At 48.4% G+C, this 18,050-nt stretch carries 14 protein-coding genes; 7 read left to right on the forward strand and 7 right to left on the reverse strand.

What is annotated here, in order from left to right; genetic code table 11:
* The first annotated feature begins 5 nt into the window (after nt 1–5).
* Genes nrdR through MJO57_RS09770 form a run of 3 tightly spaced genes read left to right on the forward strand, consistent with a single transcriptional unit; the run spans nt 6 to nt 1,812 of the window.
* Entirely contained in the window at nt 6–467 is a 462-nt protein-coding gene (nrdR, locus tag MJO57_RS09760) for a transcriptional regulator NrdR (RefSeq protein WP_252024930.1), read from the forward strand.
* A complete protein-coding gene (locus MJO57_RS09765) occupies nt 468–1,151 on the forward strand; it encodes a zinc metallopeptidase (RefSeq protein ID WP_252024932.1) in 684 nt (227 codons plus the stop codon).
* Between the two features lie 37 nt (nt 1,152–1,188).
* On the forward strand, nt 1,189–1,812 hold the full coding sequence (locus MJO57_RS09770) for a LysE family translocator (RefSeq protein WP_252024934.1): 624 nt from the start codon (nt 1,189–1,191) through the stop codon (nt 1,810–1,812).
* A 531-nt stretch (nt 1,813–2,343) separates the two neighbouring features.
* Here MJO57_RS09770 and nrdG read toward each other — a convergent pair.
* Both nrdG and nrdD read right to left on the reverse strand, forming a co-directional pair.
* Nucleotides 2,344–2,838 carry an anaerobic ribonucleoside-triphosphate reductase-activating protein gene (nrdG, locus tag MJO57_RS09775; protein WP_252024936.1) on the reverse strand — a complete coding sequence of 165 codons (495 nt, stop codon included), beginning with the start codon at nt 2,836–2,838 and terminating at the stop codon, nt 2,344–2,346.
* Between the two features lie 32 nt (nt 2,839–2,870).
* Nucleotides 2,871–5,072 carry an anaerobic ribonucleoside-triphosphate reductase gene (gene nrdD, locus MJO57_RS09780; protein WP_252024938.1) on the reverse strand — a complete coding sequence of 734 codons (2,202 nt, stop codon included), beginning with the start codon at nt 5,070–5,072 and terminating at the stop codon, nt 2,871–2,873.
* A 676-nt stretch (nt 5,073–5,748) separates the two neighbouring features.
* Here nrdD and MJO57_RS09785 point away from each other — a divergent pair.
* On the forward strand, nt 5,749–9,468 hold the full coding sequence (locus MJO57_RS09785; RefSeq protein WP_252024940.1) for a DUF4116 domain-containing protein: 3,720 nt from the start codon (nt 5,749–5,751) through the stop codon (nt 9,466–9,468).
* A gap of 31 nt (nt 9,469–9,499) precedes the next feature.
* On the opposite strand, the gene MJO57_RS09790 is transcribed toward MJO57_RS09785, so the two are convergent.
* The 3 genes from MJO57_RS09790 to MJO57_RS09800 all read right to left on the reverse strand — a co-directional run bounded on the left by MJO57_RS09790 (nt 9,500) and on the right by MJO57_RS09800 (nt 13,805).
* The gene (locus MJO57_RS09790) at nt 9,500–10,924 is read right to left on the reverse strand and encodes a hypothetical protein (RefSeq protein WP_252024942.1); all 1,425 of its coding nucleotides are present in this window, start codon (nt 10,922–10,924) and stop codon (nt 9,500–9,502) included.
* A gap of 345 nt (nt 10,925–11,269) precedes the next feature.
* Entirely contained in the window at nt 11,270–12,253 is a 984-nt protein-coding gene (locus tag MJO57_RS09795) for a hypothetical protein (RefSeq protein WP_252024944.1), read from the reverse strand.
* Between the two features lie 190 nt (nt 12,254–12,443).
* Nucleotides 12,444–13,805, reverse strand: a complete 1,362-nt coding sequence (locus MJO57_RS09800; protein ID WP_252017318.1) for an ISNCY family transposase — start codon at nt 13,803–13,805, stop codon at nt 12,444–12,446.
* A gap of 588 nt (nt 13,806–14,393) precedes the next feature.
* On the opposite strand from MJO57_RS09800, the gene MJO57_RS09805 reads away from it, so the two are divergent.
* Nucleotides 14,394–15,134 (forward strand): UPF0149 family protein, encoded by a 741-nt coding sequence (locus MJO57_RS09805; RefSeq protein ID WP_252024946.1) that lies wholly within the window; start codon nt 14,394–14,396, stop codon nt 15,132–15,134.
* A gap of 284 nt (nt 15,135–15,418) precedes the next feature.
* A complete protein-coding gene (locus MJO57_RS09810) occupies nt 15,419–15,952 on the forward strand; it encodes a hypothetical protein (RefSeq protein ID WP_252024947.1) in 534 nt (177 codons plus the stop codon).
* Here the strand turns inward: MJO57_RS09810 and MJO57_RS09815 are convergent.
* Together MJO57_RS09815 and MJO57_RS09820 are read right to left on the reverse strand one after the other, a co-directional pair.
* Nucleotides 15,945–16,427, reverse strand: a complete 483-nt coding sequence (locus MJO57_RS09815) for an IS1595 family transposase (protein ID WP_252026893.1) — start codon at nt 16,425–16,427, stop codon at nt 15,945–15,947. The two genes, MJO57_RS09810 and MJO57_RS09815, sit on opposite strands and share 8 nt — an antisense overlap.
* Nucleotides 16,396–16,884 (reverse strand): transposase, encoded by a 489-nt coding sequence (locus MJO57_RS09820; RefSeq protein ID WP_252018121.1) that lies wholly within the window; start codon nt 16,882–16,884, stop codon nt 16,396–16,398. Before MJO57_RS09820 ends, MJO57_RS09815 begins: the two co-directional genes overlap by 32 nt.
* A 225-nt stretch (nt 16,885–17,109) precedes the next feature.
* Here MJO57_RS09820 and MJO57_RS09825 point away from each other — a divergent pair, with 225 nt between their 5' ends.
* A complete protein-coding gene (locus MJO57_RS09825; protein WP_252019241.1) occupies nt 17,110–17,820 on the forward strand; it encodes a transposase in 711 nt (236 codons plus the stop codon).
* Nucleotides 17,821–18,050 lie beyond the last annotated feature (230 nt).

Below are 18,050 nucleotides of genomic sequence, written 5' to 3' on the forward strand. Positions count from 1 at the left end.
GCGCGATGCATTGTCCATTCTGTGGTGCTGCTGAAACAAAAGTGATTGACTCACGTCTGGTTGCAGAAGGCAGTCAGGTACGCAGGCGTCGTGAATGTCTGTCCTGCATTGAACGTTTCACCAGTTATGAAACCGCCGAACTGCTGATGCCAAGACTGGTTAAACGGGATGGTACCCGTGAGGCTTTCAATGAAAATAAGCTGCGGGCGGGCATGTCCCGAGCCCTGGAAAAAAGACCCGTTGGTGTGGAGCAGCTGGAAGAAGCGTTAAGTCGTATTATTCATCGCCTGCGGGCTATGGGGGAACGGGAAGTCAGTTCCCGGATTCTGGGTGAAGAAGTTATTCGGGAACTGAAGCAGCTGGATGAAGTTGCCTATATCCGTTTTGCTTCCGTCTATCGCCACTTCAAGGACCTGAATGAGTTTCGTGAAGAAATTGACCGACTGGAGACCGAGGATCGGGAATAGATGCCCCTGATTCTGTTATTGCTGGCAATACTGGTCCTGGTATTTGGCCCTCAGTTCTGGGTCAGGCAAACACTGCGTAAATATGGCAAGGATCGAGTGGATCTTCCAGGAACCGGGGGCGAACTGGCGCAGCACCTGATTGAGCGATTCCAACTGGACGGTGTTTCCGTTCGTGAAGGCCGGGAGGGAGAAGATTATTATGATCCGGAAAACCGGGTGGTTTCGCTCTCTTCATTGCACTATCAGGGGAAGAGCATCGCTGCGGTTGCCGTTGCTGCCCATGAAGTCAGCCATGCCTTACAGCATCAGGAGCAGCATCCGGGGTTTATGCGCCGTCAGAGGCGGATAAACATAGCCATGATGATTGAGCGGTTCAGTGTCATGGCCTTGATGATTACGCCTTTTATTTTCATATTAACCCGGCTGCCTCAGAGTACTCTGATCACGTTGCTATTGGGCGCTTCAGGGATGATTGCATCACTTTGGGTGCAATTGATGAACCTGCCCGTTGAGCTGGATGCCAGTTTTAACAAGGCCCTGCCGATTCTGGCAGAAGGATATCTTGCCAACGACGATATACCGGGAGCCAGAAAAGTCCTTAAAGCAGCGGCAATCACCTATGTTGCTGCTGCCCTGGCAAGTCTGCTAAATATCGGACGATGGATAGCTATTCTGAGGCGATAAGTAAATTATTTTAACCACTGTTTGGAATTGAGTTGATATGGTCAGTTTATCGTTGCTGGCTCTGTTTGTTCCCACGTTTTTCTTTGTTTCTGCAACTCCGGGCATGTGCATGACACTGGCCATGACGCTGGGTATGACCGTTGGTGTTCGACGGGCACTCTGGATGATGCTGGGAGAGTTGCTGGGGGTTGGATTGATTGCAGTGCTTGCCGTGGTTGGTGTGGCTGCGGTGATGCTGAACTACCCTGCAGCATTTACGGTGTTTAAGTGGGTTGGTGGCGTGTATCTGTTTTACCTGGGGGTGCAGATGTGGCTTTCCAGGGGGAAAATGGCCATTCCCGAGGAGGGACAGCGGCCCGTGGAGACAGGCGCCAGAGAGCTTATGATGCAGGGGTTTGTAACGGCTATAGCAAACCCCAAAGGGTGGGCATTCTGTATCTCACTGCTGCCACCCTTTATTTCTGAGGATCTGCCTGTTGCCCCACAGCTGATTATTCTGGTTTCCATTATTCTGATGATTGAGTTTGTCTGTCTGAATATTTACGCAGCCGGTGGTAGAACACTGCGACACTTCCTGCAGAAAAGCGGTAATGTTCGAGTAATGAACCGGATTGCCGGCTCTCTGATGATGGGGGTAGGTATCTGGTTGGCGTTCGGCTAAGTAGCTGATTAGAACCCGGGGCAGAGCAGGAGGTTGTCTTATCAGGCAGAATGCTCCGGAGTATAAATTGAGTCTGATGAGAAGGGTGTTAACTCCGTCTGAAAGCACCCCTTGACTTGGCCGGCATTCACCTTCCGAATTTGCAAAGGTCGCCAGCACAACCAGTAAAAATTTCTGTGTCGAATTGAGATTGCCGAGTCCTTTGGTATTTATTTGCACACGAACCATTTTCATCACCCCGATTGTGTACGCAAACGAAATCATTGCTGTAATGCCTGCTGAGCAGTAGCTCATTGCTATACAGAGAAACCCGGTAGGAGTTGGCGCTCCGATGATCCGGGTTTTTTCTTGTGTTTCAGAAACACAGACAGCCATCGGAATAATGCAAGAATATTTCGATATATCCTATCAAAACAGACCCATTTCAATATCGAAATCTCGATACAAACAAGATAAAGAACAGTATCAAAGAACAAGTTGCACAATGCGGGCTGCGCAGGGGAACATAACGCTCTGCGTGAGCGGGAAGGATCAGACCTGACACAAACATTGAATTAAAGGTCGGTTGAGATGGATCACCCGTTGATTACTGCTGCCTCGCCATGGCAGTGAAAGATCTCTCTTGTCCAGCTCAAAGCGTCCATCAATCAGCACATCAATGTATTGCACAACGTCCTGTTGAGCACTACTGAACTCTTCCAGAATGTAGCCAGTCCATAGCCAGATATTTTTGTCCGGATATTCGGTTTTTACCCGCTTGACCAGCTTCAGTATGCCGGAAAGATTGCCTGGAAAAAGCGGATCGCCACCAGAGAGCGACAACCCGTCCCGCTTGATACGGATATCCCCCAGATCTGCAATAATCCGGTCTTCCATGGCCTGGTCAAAAGGGGTTCCCTTGCAGGCATCCCAGCTGGTGGCATTATGGCAGCCTTTGCAGAAATGCTCACAGCCACTGACAAACAGAGTGCAGCGGGTACCTTCACCATTGACGACGTCGATTGGATAGTACTGGAGATAGTTCATTGATCGTTTATTGATGGTTCATCGATACCTTATCAAAGGTGCTTAACCCGGCGAACCACTTCTTCCTGTTTCCCTTTGATAAACGGTCGGCTGTTGGGTTGGCCCAGGTAACCACAGACACGGCGGGTCACGGACATTTTGTCAGAGTCCCGGTTTTTGCACTGCGGGCATTCAAAACCGCGGCTGGTGGCATTGAACTCGCCTTCATAACCACAGCTGTAGCAGGAGTCATTCGGTGTATTGGTGCCGTAGTATGGGACTTTGTCGTAGGTGTAGTCCCAAACGTTTTCCAGTGCCTTCAGGTTGTTGGCCATGTTCGGGTACTCACCGTAACAGATGAAGCCGCCACTGGCATGCTTGGGGTATACCTGCTCAAAGTCGACCTTGTCGTACGGGTTGACTTTCTTTTCCACATCCAGATGGAAAGAATTGGTGTAGTACCCTTTCTCGGTCACACCTTCAATCACTCCAAATTTCTTTCTGTCCAGCCGGCAGAAACGGTCACACAGGCTCTCGCTTGGGGTTGAATAGAGGCTGAAGCCGTAGCCAGTTTCCTGTTTCCACTCATTCACCGCCGCACGCAGGGTTTCTACAATGGCAACGGCTTTCTGGCGAAGCTCTTCACTGTCGTATAGATCAGTAGCACTGCTTTTTTCATCGCTGCTCTTTCCACCAGTGCTCGTTCCACCATAGAGGGCATTGATCGTCTCATGGATACCGATGTAGCCAAGTGAGATGGATGCACGACCATTTTTGAAAATATCACTGATCTTGTCGTCTGGCTTCAGGCGAACACCGCAGGCACCTTCAACATAGAGAATGGGCGCTACTCGTGCACGTACGCTGTCCAGGCGCTGGATACGGGTCATCAACGCTTCCTTGGCCAGCTGCAGACGCTGTTCCAGCAGTTGGTAGAAGGTCTCTTCACTGCCCTTGCTTTCAATCGCGATGCGGGGCAGGTTGAGTGAAACGACTCCCAGATTATTGCGGCCATCATGAATCATCTTGCCGTCTTCTTCATAAACGCCCAGGAATGAACGACAGCCCATAGGGGTTTTAAAGCTTCCGGTCACTTCAACCAGCTTGTCATAGTTGAGAATGTCCGGATACATCCGCTTGCTGGCACACTTCAGTGCCAGTTGTTTGATGTCGTAGTTCGGATCTTCAGGATTGAAGTTCACCCCTTTTCTGATGGCAAATACCAACTTTGGAAAGACCGGAGTCTTGCAGTTTCGGCCCAGACCACGAATCCGGTTGTTCAGAATGGACTTCTGCACCAGGCGCTCTTCCCAGCTGGTCCCCAGGCCAAAGCCAAAGGTGACAAAGGGCGTCTGGCCATTTGCCGTATGCAGGGTATTAACTTCATATTCCAAAGCCTGATAAGCGTCATAGCAGTCCTTCTCGGTCATTTCCATGGCGTATTCACGGGCTTTTTGTTCATCACCAATCCAGCGCATACCCTGCTGCAGGTGCTTTTCAAAGGTTTTGCGAACGTAAGGTGCGTGAATGCGGTCAATCTCGTTGATGCTGGTGCCGCCATAGATATGGCTGGAAACCTGGGCAATGATCTGGGCCGTGATGGCCGCTGCCGTAGTGATTGACCTGGGTGTTTCAATTTCCGCATTACCCATCCGGAAACCGTTGGTCATCATCCCTTCAATATCGATCAACATGCAGTTGAACATCGGGAAGAAGGGCGCGTAGTCCAGGTCGTGGTAATGGATTTCGCCACGTTCATGGGCGGCGGTAATGTGCTTTGGCAGAATATGCTGTTTGGCGTAGTGTTTGGCGACGACACCGGCCAGAAGGTCCCGCTGGGTCGGGATGATTTTACTGTCCTTGTTGGCGTTCTCGTTAAGCAGCTCTTCATTATCCTGATTGATAATGCTGAGAATGTCCCGGCTCAAGGCGTTGCGTGACTCACGTTCAATATCCCGGGTCTGACGGTACTCAATGTATTTACGGGCAGCGTTATGGTATTCGCTGCTCATCATCAGGTGCTCCACCTGATCCTGAATATCATAGATATCCACCAGTTCCTGACCCGCCACGGTGTTGGCTACTTTTTTCGCCACATACTCAGCAAAGTCATGGTCTTTGATCTGAGCATCATTCAGGGCACTGGCAACGGCTTTTATGATGCGCGGCGCATCAAAAGGCTGGCGTGAGCCATCGCGTTTGATGATCTCAGTCATGGTGGGTCTCCGGGCTGATCGAGTAATCAGATATTGCACCTATCCGGGTGAAATATCTACAGGTGGTGGTTTTTTTGTTTGATGGACACTATATGTAGTGTTTGTTGGTGGCTATGATCTACTAAAGTGATGTGTTCTGCAATATTGACAAAACGTAAATAATCACAACAGACCCCGGTTTTCATTGGGAAGTCAGGAGTTACTGACAGGGAAAGTCATACAGACTGTGCAATTAGCAGCGTGAGCCTGGTGAAATACTGTTTTGTAGGTGTTTTCCGAAGTGTTTTGGCAGGCGTTAACCCCCGGCCAAGGCCAGAGAATCTCCCTGGCCGTCATATTTGTTGAAACTTTTTTCAAAAGCACTGGTCAGATATCTATTGCAGTCAAGCGTTGTTATACATACACAAGCACCTCGTTCCCACGGTCCCGAGGGTGTCGCGAAACCCTCGTTCCCACGCTCTGCGTGGGAATGCATACGGATCTGGCAGCATGAGAAAGAACCAATGCCTGGCAGGGTTTTCGGGGGCTTCATGCGAGTTTGGTATTTGTGGCGGGATCGGTATGCATTCCCACGCAGAGCGTGGGAACGAGATGTCCGGAGGGTTTTGTGACAACCTTCAGAGCATGGGAACGAGGGGGCTGGCTGTATGGGTATTAGCGCTTTTCTGCACTAGTAGAATCAACAACTAACAATAGTGGGAAGGAATTCAAAGCCATGGAAAGCATGCAATTAACAACTACATCAGGCATCACTCTGATAGAGCCTGCAAGGCCGAATCATTGCTACGCAGCACCTTCATTCGCTCGCTCTGTCAACTCTGCTGATTGCGATGTGCCTTTTTGTAAGCGGTCTAAGGCGGATAATTCACACAATACAGCCCTCCTTTCCACTCGAGATATCGAATATCTGAGTAATCGCTCGTCTGCCAATCATGAATCGCAACCTGCCGTCTCTCTACCCACAACAGATTTGCAACGGGCCCTTGTGGGCGGCAAGGGTGGGTTTCTGCACGTTATGCGCCAGGCCGACATCCCGGTTCCACCCTTCACGGTGGTTGACACAACCCTGATCGCTACTCTGGCGCAACACCCTTTCCCCACAAAATGCCTGTTGCCTTTTCTGCCAGATATAGGCAAGTGGAGCCGGGAATCATGCAGTCTGGAACAATTGCGCAGGATCGTTACCGAGCTCCCCCGTCAGCAACAATCAGAATGGCTAAAGGGTTTGTCCGGATTTATTGCCAGCGAGGCTTGCTACCAGCATGTCAAAAATATCAGTGCTGCCCGGGAAATTCGTCATCGCTACGCCACTTTCCGGCAACAATCCAAGGGTGCTTGTATCATCCGTAGTTCCGGCGTGGATGAAGACCGCTTCGGTGATGCCCAGGCGGGTCGATTCGATTCACGGGTTCATGGTCGCGGCGATATCCTGAAAACCTGCCTGCAGGTCCTGTCGTCCGCTTACCGACCTGAAGTCTGCCCCAACGGGCGGGTAAAACCCATTGCGCTGATCATGCAGCAATGCATCCATTGCCAGTGGGGGGGGGTAGTGATCAGCCACTCAACCCTGCAGGACGATACCATTCAGGTGGAATATGCACCGGGTCAACCGAGGGGGGCAGTCTCCGGAGACTCAGGCATTCGCCCCCATCGCTATGCCATCAGGCGCAATGATAAAAACAAAGAACCAGATCGCGAATTTACCCCGGGAGACATTACCACACAGTTTGTCCTGGAAAAAAACAGCGTTGAAGGGACCAGTGAAGAGACCAGTGAAGCGGGTTATATCGAACGGAGCATCACGGCAACCACAGATGCGAAAGATATTATGCTTGCTGACGCGACATTGAACCAACTGCAGCGCTATACAGAACAGCTGGAGAATATTGCCTGTTGCCCGGTGGATATCGAGTTCGGCGTCGATGACCAGCAGCAACTTTACCTGTTCCAGTTCCGGCCAGTGACCCAGCTGCCGGGCAGTGCCCGTTTCTCTGCAAGAGCCCCAGCCATGGCACTGGCGGAAGGTGTCATGGTGAGTGAAGGTTGCTGCAGTGGTGTAGCCCGGGTGGTCAGCGAACCGGTAACCGTGGAACCGTTTCCTCCCGGTGCCATTCTGTTTGCCGATCATGCCAGTGACTGGATGCTGGCCCCTGATATTTTGCAACAGGTGGGCGGCTTTGTATTCAGACAAGGAGGAACCAATGATCATGTTGCCATCACCCTGCGTCAGGCGGGTATTCCCTGTCTCCTGGCTGGATCGCAGTATGTTGAGGCATTAACAGAAGTCAGCGGGCAACCGGTAACACTGGTGGCAGGCAGCTTTGCTGACAACCCCGGAGCCTATTTGCTAACAGGCGACCAATCTGCCTACTGGCAGGCCAGGAGTATCACTTCCGGTCAGGATACTATCGGTTCAACCATATCTAACCCTGCAGAACCTCCTGACTTTACCCGGGTTGACGAGGGTTTTGGCTGGCTGAACCGACAAAATAACCGTTTGCTGGACTATTTTCATGCTGACCGATTATTCAGCCACTGCCTTGGCCCGGGGCGAAGTAAAGCCATCAGCATGTCAGCCAACAGATCGGATCTATTGCGACAACTTGGCTTGGAGGTTCGCCGGCTGCAACAGGACTTGCAACGGTTTGTATCCGGTTATCAGCGCTTTTTAGATCTGGCCACCGCGTCTCAACCGGGTACCAGACCCTGCGAAGTCCAGTCCTTTATCAATGAACTACCGCGCCTTGAAGCAAAATGGCAATGCCTGAAGGATTCCATTGATGACCTGTGCACCAAAGTGGTCATGCCGCTGGCCACTGATCAGGAATTACCGGCCCGGCCTGCGAGTTTCAGACAATGGCTGAGGGATTGTCAGACCTTGCAGGATACATTACAAAAACTGACCCAACCCAAAAACGTGTGTGATATCCGTTCTGCTCACGATCTGATCTACTGGCTTCATCAGCGATTTGTCAGCGCGCTTGCTCCGGTGGCTGAAGCATCCGGTCAGGGACAAACGACTGAAATTGCCGAAGGTAGAATGCTGATTAATATTCTCCCTCAGGGTGCTTCCGGGCTATTAACTGACCATTGCATATCGGTACTGACCAAACTCAACATAGGAATTAGACCCAATCAGATAGCACTCGGCATGCTGAACATGGTGGATGCCGCTTGTATTCATGCTGTGCTCGGGAATCATGTTTGCACCATTAAAATGCTAGAACAGGCCGAAGGAGGCAAAGGCCGCACACTTCGTCTCGATATCTCTGATGATTTTAGCCAGGAAAAACCTCATTTACAGGGTAAATTGAAGCGTTTCTGGTTTTTGGTCCAGACACTCCGTTGCGCATCAATTGATGGCAGTTCACGGCCAATGGCGATCAGTTTTAATCAAAGCGCTGGAAAGTTAATTATAGAATTCACCCAGGTGAATTCGACATTGGCATTACAAGCAGGCTTTGTAAAATTGGTGACCATTCTGTCAGGGCTGACCTGCATGGATGTATCAATCAACAAATTTTATCTTGGTTTATGTGCAGAAAAGTGGTGTTTTGACACCTTAGTAAAAAAGTGCCAAAACGATCTGAATGACTCTACCAATCACTGGATATACAAACACTGCCTGGTTTTAGATGCAATCATTAGGCGATGTATGCCGCCAGAATGGCATTATGATTATACGTTCTTCGATTATCTGGATAGCGAATACAGGCTTTTATTTGAAATGGCTAGTAAAGCTAATGATTGGCTTGCTAAATATGGGGGGCCGAATGCTAATGCAGAACTTCGCCGATTATTTAGCGCTGCTACCAGCCACCTTGAACCGGATGATGCCGCCAGAATTATAAAGGAACTGTGTGTTCATATGGCTATTGAAAGAGTCTCTGGGTACCTTTTTACTCAACTCTTGCGTGAGGATTTTGATTTAGATCACGACCGGGATCTGGTGCTTTTCCTGGTTCAGAAAAACCCAATGATATTCATGTATATCTCCGAAGAATTTAAGGATGATATTGAAATAGCCAAGTCTGCATTAGGACAGAATGGAATTTTATTAGATCATGCCAGCAATCGGCTTAAAAATGATAAATCGCTGGTTATGCTTGCCGTCAATAATGCTGGTAACGCACTCGGTTACGCCAGTTCAGATCTCAAAAATGACTATGATGTGGTTTTGTCGGCTACCAGAAACATTGTGTATGCCTTTGATTGTGCCGGGCCGTTAGTAAAAAACAATGAAGCTCTGTTGAGGATAATCATTAAGGAAAATCCTAAAGCGATGCTTTTTGCTACTGAGTCTCTTAAAAATGATAAGGTCTTTGTCTTGCCGCTGCTCTCACGAAATGCCAGCATTTACCAATATCTCAGCGAACAATTAAAATCTGATCCGGATATTCAAGCAGTAGCCTGGCGCAAGGAGGTTGGATCGTAGCCAGTATGTTCTTCACGCCTTGAAAAGTGGCTTAATTTCTCAGTCTGCCTTTCGCCTTTTTCTCCATGATCACATACAGTCCCTCAAGCACTTTTTTTGCGGTGGGGCGCTGCTTTGGATCAATGTCTGTACACCGTTCGACCAAAGCCACTAATTGACAGAGCTTTTTCTTATCGCCATCGGATAATTCGGTTTCCACAGCCCCGGAAACCGCTTTTTTCATAGTCGGCAGGTTCAGTTTCAACAACCCTTTCGGCTCAGACAGATATCGGGTACCGTAACCTGCTTTTTGTATTGCTGCCGCTTCATTAGCAACCGCCCTATCTACGTCATCGGATTTATATAAGTTGGAAGACTTCATATAGTCCGCCAGGGATTGCTGCAAAATGCCCGCTTTACAAAGCACCTCTTCTCCCCCCGTGATATGACAGATCATCACTGCCAGCAACAGGCCATATGACCATATATCCCCCTCCTTGCTTGCAGCAACGTATTGCCAGGAGGCAAACCCGGCACGGGTCCCGGCATAAGCCCCGGGGAACCGGAGTTCTGGTGCATGCCAGGCATTATTATAAAAAATAAAGCGTTTTTCTCCTGATTGACGCGTTCCCGAGCACTCGCCAACCACACTGAAACGTTCTGTATTGCCCGGCCCCAACTGGCCATCAATGATACGCAGGTTCTTTAGTCGGATATCACCATGGGCAACCCCTTGCTCATGCATGGAAGCAATGGTACCGGTCAGGCTGCTTATATCTTGCAGCACGTTTTTTAATAGACCAGAGACTGGCGTAATGTATTTTTCACCCAGGCCATCAAGTAAAGGCCAGTGGCCCAGTGTTGGGTCAGAATCACTGGCAACACTAACATCAACACCGGCAGCGGGCTTCGGCAATCCTTTAATGCCATAATGGCTGTATAAATGATGCTGTCTGCAAGTAGCAGGCAACATTTCCAGCAGTTGAAAGATCCCTTCTTCCTGTTGTTCAGGGTATTGTTCAGGGTATTGTTCAGGCTGTTGTTCAGGGCTGTCCTCCATGCATAGATAATGCTTTATCAAGTGAACATTATCCGGGTTGACCATCAGTAAAATACCCAGCGACTTTTCCACACCGCCCCTGTCCCTGACAGAGACTTTGGCAGCTTCTGTAAACCATGTTTTTTCTACAGGCTCTATAGTCAATGCACGGTCAGCTGAACTGCTTTCTATCACAGGAGAGGGTAATAAGGTCATTCTGCACTGTTCATCAGAATCCATATCGCTGCGAGTCTTTCTTCTGAAAATGTCATAGGTTGTCATGTCTGGTCGATCATCTACCCGCTTGATGATCAGGTCGTCGTTCGTTTTTACAGATTGTATGCGTCGACTGAATGCATCTGTGACAATGTACTGCTCGTCACGCAGAAAAGCATGAAACTGGCAGTTATTGATGCTCTTGTTTGCAGGAGTAAGCATCTTTCCTTCCTCCCTAAACTCAGAAGAGAAACAGGAACACAGGGTATCAAACGGATACTCCTGCCGTTAAAACAGTTGGAGGATAGTTCAATTTATGGTCAGAAACACTAACAGCGTTGTTACCGGCGTAACCATTGACTACCCCGATCTGTAGCAGCATACCCACGATTGGCTCTCTAATAGAATTCAGAGCCTGTTGATTTGTGTTTGTCTTGGTACACCCGAGATAGGAACAAACTTATGGGTGAAAATCCCCTGTGGGAGGATCGGGGGATCTGACTGGTGACAAAGACGCTTGCTGATGACCATCGCCAGCTTAATGGAAGCGCGATAAGGCTGAGCCTGTCAGTTCTCACAATAGGATTTAAGTACAGGTTCGCAGTGACCGGATACTGTCGAGTTCTTTATTTCATGTTGTTCAAATTTCATGTTATCGGCAACCAGTGCCTTATAGGCTTTTTTTGAGCTATCAGGTGAGAGCAAATAGGTTTCTTTACCCGCTTCACTTCGGTATAACCAACGGTCGGGCTTGCCATGAATCTGGAAAATAATTGCTTCTCCCAATGTTTCTACATTTACATCCATTGAAACAGAAAAAACACCACCCATGGGCACAGAATTCGGGCAATTGTTAAGATACGCCTTGGATTCCTTTAAAAAAGCAAGTTTCTTGTCTGAATAACCTGCCGGAACTTCACCTTCCTTAAAAAAGCAGCTGGTTAGCTCTACTCTTCCCTTGCATCGCTTATCATCGCTATGGTCAGGGGGGCAATTATTTTGCCCACCTGTTTTACTGAGAGTGTTGTCACGAAAGTCTTTAAGTTCAAAACGATAGATTATCTCTTTTTCCCTCATAGCAAATTTCTGCATCAACCTTGAGGGATTTGGATTGCCAATTCTGGCAAATTGACCATCCATGGTCAGTTCGTTTTCCTGCAGCGGTCGATTATGATCTTTTACCAGAGCAACAGTAGTCGATCCGCTATTTTTCTTGCGGTTTGACCGTCTATTTCTAACAGTGCTATCCAAAGAATCATTATCTATTTGATCGTGTTCCTTGTTCAGAGAGTTAACCAAAGCCTGATGTGCCGCTTCACCGCCATCCTTTTCGATTTCCAATAAAGGTGCTGATTGCAGACCAGATGACTCAACCGCAGAATCAGCGCTGTCGAATGTACTGTTACTCCAGTCTTTAATGGGTGGTGTTGGCCTGAGCTGTAGAGAGCTGGAATTATCAGGCAAAGGGTTGGCATCTGTAACACTTCGGCTAGACAGGAGGGCTGTTGCCAGAATCTTGCCGGGATATTGGCTTAGATAGTTCTCGTCCAAAAACGCATCAGGCAATCATAATTAGATTGTACGTGCGTTTTGATATTTCCTGAAATTCCAGAGAGCCGCAAAAACTCTTCCCTTTTTTTCTCTAATCTGGGACGGATATTGGAGAAAAACGCGAAAAGCAGGCAGAAAACATCCTCCCACCATGCTGGAAAGGTACTTTCATGTAGCGTGGAGGTGGCTATCAGGATGGTGCCGGGTGTCTGGCCAGAATCACCAGGTTGTAACAGACCACCGATAACCAGCAATGAGAATCAAAACGCTCAGAACCCTTGCAGTGGCAACGTGATAGCCCAAAACATCTCTTTAGCCACGAAATTCCCGCTTCAATACCTGCCCGGAAGCGAAAGAGCGTTTTATACACATACTGACTTTTAGTCATCTCTTCGACTTCAAGTCCGCGCTTCTTATTAAAAGCTACATCGCTGATTCCCATGGCCTTGGCTTTTTCCAAATTAGCGCGACACGCGTATCCGCCGTCACCGCTTGTCTGGCGAGGTACACGACCATAAATTTCTTTTTGTCTTTCCATCATCGGAATGAATTGGTCCGAATCCGCTGGGTTACCTTCCTCAATAACCAGGTCCAGGATCAATCGACTTTTTCCCTGAACCAGGTTCAGTTTATGGCCATACTGTACTTGCCGCCTGTCTTTTACGATGATATCCGTATGGGGTTCATACAGGCTAACCACTTTTTCCTGGGCTGGCACCTTTTCACCCTTAAAGACCCTGCGCTCTGTCTGGGAGACTATTGCATCCACCAGGGGTAACAGGTGATCCACATCGGCCTGCCACTTGTCGGCATCATCAGCCAGGAGACACTGCCCCTGCTGACGGGCGTTTGCTAGCGTGACAGTAGCTTCGATAAGTACCTTCCGGGATTTTCGGGTCAACTGCAGCAGTTTTTTATAATGCTGATGCCGCTCTTCTTTGCCAGCGTAGATGCATTTTCTGGCCGCATCTTTTACGGCTCGGTTGTGATGGGTATATTCATAAAGCGGTGTCGCTGTCAGTGTTTGTCCCCGTTCCAGCAGCCGACAAATTTCTTTAACGGAACTGGCTAAAAGATCACTGTCGCAAGGAGGTTTGATATCCGATTCGGTGACTGTGCTGTCAATAGCCACAGTGCGCCCTTTTTCAATACCCTGATCTTTAGCGGTCATTAGCTGACAGTTATTAATCCGTTCCCATGTAGATGCAGTAAGAAGGCTGATGAGCCCATGCAAACTGGAGCGACTGGGGCGCTGGTTTGGTTCGAGGCGACAAAAGTCTCGAAAGAGCATGGAGTCCATCAAAACAAACGACAAGTAGTCATAATCACAATTCAAATACTGTTTCAGGAGTGCCGCACGAAGAACGGATTCTGCTGATAGTCCGTTCCGCCCAGTGTTCTGTTTATCACCAGAACTTAAGTCCTCATAAATCCAGTCATTGAACTGTGGATGGGCGTCAAGCCATTGCGAGATACCGGAAAGCTGGGAGCAGATTTCATGAGGTACGTAATGGAGTTCCATACTACACTGCGGGTTGCGTTTTTTGCGCATTTGGAGTCCTCTGTTTTTGGCAATCCCTTATGTTTCTTGCTCTTGGGAAGTTTAGTCGCCAGATAGCAGTAGGGCTCCACTTAATTTTTCAGGATAAAATCTACAGTTTTCAATTGGTTGTGTTTTTGGACGAGAACTAGATAATAAAGAGGGTTCGGAATGTTGCTCAGCTCAGAGCCTATTGAGCTTAATCCTGACTTTAGCGCTTGTGCAGCACCTGAGATGCTGCGGCTATTGAATTGTCCCTGAAGCTTTGCTGATCGTTCATTACTGTTAAATTCGGTTAACGATGAAGTGGGTATATTGTCTGTCACTCGATTTTGTATCATCACTGATTTTCCTGTCTCTATTGCAGTCTGGTTCACGAGGGTATCAGTAAGTTTTTGAACTGACCGATTAAACAGTAGATATGTTGTATACCTACATCGACATATGACAGAAACAGGATCAGAATGTTTCTGCATTTTTTCATTGAGTTCTTGTCATATCTGCCGGTAATAGCGGGTTACTTATTGATGGATTCAGTGGTTGATGAGATGATCTGCACCTTTTTATGTATCTGTCCTGAAAGGGAGAGAGGAGATTGAGTTGAGCGTTAATTCTGGAAAAACATCTCTGGCCAATTGTGAGTTTGATCAGCAGCAGGAAAAAGTATTGTCTGCCTATCTGGCATCACGCCCTGCCGGGAAAAGCGGTCGGGTTATGACGCTGTCGGCCATTAAAGGCCTGATGTTTGCCATTGCCAACTCACCAGTTAATGTTCCGCCGGACCGTTGGATGGCTCTGGCGCTGGCAACCAGAACACCCAGGTTTTCCTCTGCACAGCAGGAAGATGCTGTTCGTCATATTCTGTTTAACTTGCTGGATAAAACCAGAAAGACCATCAGTGGTGGTTTTGAGGTACTTCCGGAAGAGTGCCGGGCTGAAGATGTTTATTCTTCAGAATTTTCCCGTCTTCAGGAATGGGCGATGGGTTATGGGCAGGGCAGTGAACTGCTGATGGACGTCTGGACCCAGGTACTGAAGCATCCCAAGGTTCAGCCTATGGAAGAGTCCTGGTCCAGATGTATGGTGCTGTTGAATGTCTGGAGTCGTGCTGGCAGGCTTCTGGAACAATCCAAAAAGAAAAATGGCCCGGATGTGAATAAGATGCTGCAGGCAATGCCAGCAGTGGCCCGTGAAATGGCGGTGATGTGTCACGATATTCGCGAGATTTGGCAGAAGGCTCTGGAAAAGCCGGCTCCGGTCAAGGTGACTAAGGTTGGTCGTAACGATCCTTGCCCATGCGGTAGCGGTAAAAAGCACAAGAAGTGCTGTGAAACCCGGTAAAACGTGTTGGCATCACGCAGAGCAAAAGATGCCGATTTGGCCGGAGCATTAATCGACACTGTATGCGCTGCGTAGTGCGCTTCGTGGTTTTCAGGTATCTTCAGGCGCGCCCGTCTTCTCCCTAGGAGGCTGTCCGAGAACTAGCTAGTTCTCGTCCAAAAACACAACCAATTGAAAACTGTAGATTTTATCCTGAAAAATTAAGTGGAGCCCTACTGCTATCTGGCGACTAAACTTCCCAAGAGCAAGAAACATAAGGGATTGCCAAAAACAGAGGACTCCAAATGCGCAAAAAACGCAACCCGCAGTGTAGTATGGAACTCCATTACGTACCTCATGAAATCTGCTCCCAGCTTTCCGGTATCTCGCAATGGCTTGACGCCCATCCACAGTTCAATGACTGGATTTATGAGGACTTAAGTTCTGGTGATAAACAGAACACTGGGCGGAACGGACTATCAGCAGAATCCGTTCTTCGTGCGGCACTCCTGAAACAGTATTTGAATTGTGATTATGACTACTTGTCGTTTGTTTTGATGGACTCCATGCTCTTTCGAGACTTTTGTCGCCTCGAACCAAACCAGCGCCCCAGTCGCTCCAGTTTGCATGGGCTCATCAGCCTTCTTACTGCATCTACATGGGAACGGATTAATAACTGTCAGCTAATGACCGCTAAAGATCAGGGTATTGAAAAAGGGCGCACTGTGGCTATTGACAGCACAGTCACCGAATCGGATATCAAACCTCCTTGCGACAGTGATCTTTTAGCCAGTTCCGTTAAAGAAATGGCTCTTTTCCAATTCCAGACTGCTATGTAACCAGCAAGTTGACTAAGGGCTGAAGAAGACTTTTGCCTCTTCGGCCAATATTATGCAAAAACTCAAAAAAGCCAAGGTAAAGGGGTAAAGCCTCTTGGGATATTCCCCTGTGAGGCCTTAGCCACGAGCGTAGAAGTGACCAAAACCCCTCCATAGTATTAACATGCACCTCGTAAATACCGTCTTTGTCATCATCACGAGCATACTCACCTTTGCCGTGACAGACCGTTTTATGTCTGAAGCCCCAGCTTTCAAGGTCATCATAGATGTTGTATTCATCGGTATAAATCTGGCTCTGTGGGGCTACGTGTTTCTTGATAAATGGTTCGATTGTCGCCTTCTTAACGTTCGACAGCATGTTGATAATGACCTGACCTCCCCTTTGAATCATTCCCAATACCGGCGGTTTGTCTTTTTCAAGAGTCCCACGGCCCGGAGCGCCTTTAAGCCTTCTTTTTCTCGGTGGACGATCCAGATTTTTTTAATGCTTCAGGGTGTCCCTTGTGACCAGCTACAATGTAGACCTCGTCGAATTCAACTTCGCCATCAAGAATCACTTCAGGCTTTCGGTCAACAACACCATTTCGTAAGACTGTGGTCATATGGTGTGCATCACTGACACACAGATCAAGTTCCTGAGCTATCTGGCTGTTGGAGACGTTCAGCCCCATTAAATAGAGACAGGCAATCCAGACTTTGAGTGGTCGGTGGTGTCCTGCGAAAACCGTATTTGTCAGGTCATCGAAGTAGCGCTTACAGGACTTACAGTAATAGTGCTGGCACTCTACCTGCACATTGTCGTGTCCATTCTTTTTGACATTCTCAGAATCACAGTGCGGACAGAGAACAGTGCCATCTGGCCAGCGGTTCTCACGGATCATCTCAAAGCAGGTGTCATTACTGATGAGATCTGAGATTCGGCCTATATTCATGGTCAATGCTGGCGATGGCTAATTATATCCACCAAGGATAGTTCAGCAGTTCGGAATTCGAAAAGAGCCAAAGAAATTTGTCGGCTGCTGGAACGGGGACAAACACTGACAGCGACACCGCTTTATGAATATACCCATCACAACCGAGCCGTAAAAGATGCGGCCAGAAAATGCATCTACGCTGGCAAAGAAGAGCGGCATCAGCATTATAAAAAACTGCTGCAGTTGACCCGAAAATCCCGGAAGGTACTTATCGAAGCTACTGTCACGCTAGCAAACGCCCGTCAGCAGGGGCAGTGTCTCCTGGCTGATGATGCCGACAAGTGGCAGGCCGATGTGGATCACCTGTTACCCCTGGTGGATGCAATAGTCTCCCAGACAGAGCGCAGGGTCTTTAAGGGTGAAAAGGTGCCAGCCCAGGAAAAAGTGGTTAGCCTGTATGAACCCCATACGGATATCATCGTAAAAGACAGGCGGCAAGTACAGTATGGCCATAAACTGAACCTGGTTCAGGGAAAAAGTCGATTGATCCTGGACCTGGTTATTGAGGAAGGTAACCCAGCGGATTCGGACCAATTCATTCCGATGATGGAAAGACAAAAAGAAATTTATGGTCGTGTACCTCGCCAGACAAGCGGTGACGGCGGATACGCGTGTCGCGCTAATTTGGAAAAAGCCAAGGCCATGGGAATCAGCGATGTAGCTTTTAATAAGAAGCGCGGACTTGAAGTCGAAGAGATGACTAAAAGTCAGTATGTGTATAAAACGCTCTTTCGCTTCCGGGCAGGTATTGAAGCGGGAATTTCGTGGCTAAAGAGATGTTTTGGGCTATCACGTTGCCACTGCAAGGGTTCTGAGCGTTTTGATTCTCATTGCTGGTTATCGGTGGTCTGTTACAACCTGGTGATTCTGGCCAGACACCCGGCACCATCCTGATAGCCACCTCCACGCTACATGAAAGTACCTTTCCAGCATGGTGGGAGGATGTTTTCTGCCTGCTTTTCGCGTTTTTCTCCAATATCCGTCCCAGATTAGAGAAAAAAAGGGAAGAGTTTTTGCGGCTCTGGAATTTCAGGAAATATCAAAACGCACGTACAAATCTAATTATGATTGCCTGATGCGTTTTTGGACGAGAACTAGCTATTGAAAAAACGAAAGCTTCAGCA

Origin of the sequence: Endozoicomonas sp. SCSIO W0465, from assembly GCF_023716865.1 — a bacterium.
Classification (GTDB): Bacteria; Pseudomonadota; Gammaproteobacteria; order Pseudomonadales; family Endozoicomonadaceae; genus Endozoicomonas.

What these genes read in the sequence shown, in the direction of transcription:
- MJO57_RS09800 (WP_252017318.1), bottom strand. Translation starts at nt 13,805, where the DNA reads ATGCGCAAAAAACGCAACCCGCAGTGTAGTATGGAACTCCATTACGTA.
- nrdG (WP_252024936.1), bottom strand. Translation starts at nt 2,838, where the DNA reads ATGAACTATCTCCAGTACTATCCAATCGACGTCGTCAATGGTGAAGGT.
- nrdR (WP_252024930.1), top strand. Translation starts at nt 6, where the DNA reads ATGCATTGTCCATTCTGTGGTGCTGCTGAAACAAAAGTGATTGACTCA.
- MJO57_RS09765 (WP_252024932.1), top strand. Translation starts at nt 468, where the DNA reads ATGCCCCTGATTCTGTTATTGCTGGCAATACTGGTCCTGGTATTTGGC.
- MJO57_RS09770 (WP_252024934.1), top strand. Translation starts at nt 1,189, where the DNA reads ATGGTCAGTTTATCGTTGCTGGCTCTGTTTGTTCCCACGTTTTTCTTT.
- MJO57_RS09820 (WP_252018121.1), bottom strand. Translation starts at nt 16,884, where the DNA reads ATGAATATAGGCCGAATCTCAGATCTCATCAGTAATGACACCTGCTTT.
- MJO57_RS09785 (WP_252024940.1), top strand. Translation starts at nt 5,749, where the DNA reads ATGGAAAGCATGCAATTAACAACTACATCAGGCATCACTCTGATAGAG.
- MJO57_RS09790 (WP_252024942.1), bottom strand. Translation starts at nt 10,924, where the DNA reads ATGCTTACTCCTGCAAACAAGAGCATCAATAACTGCCAGTTTCATGCT.
- MJO57_RS09810 (WP_252024947.1), top strand. Translation starts at nt 15,419, where the DNA reads ATGCGCAAAAAACGCAACCCGCAGTGTAGTATGGAACTCCATTACGTA.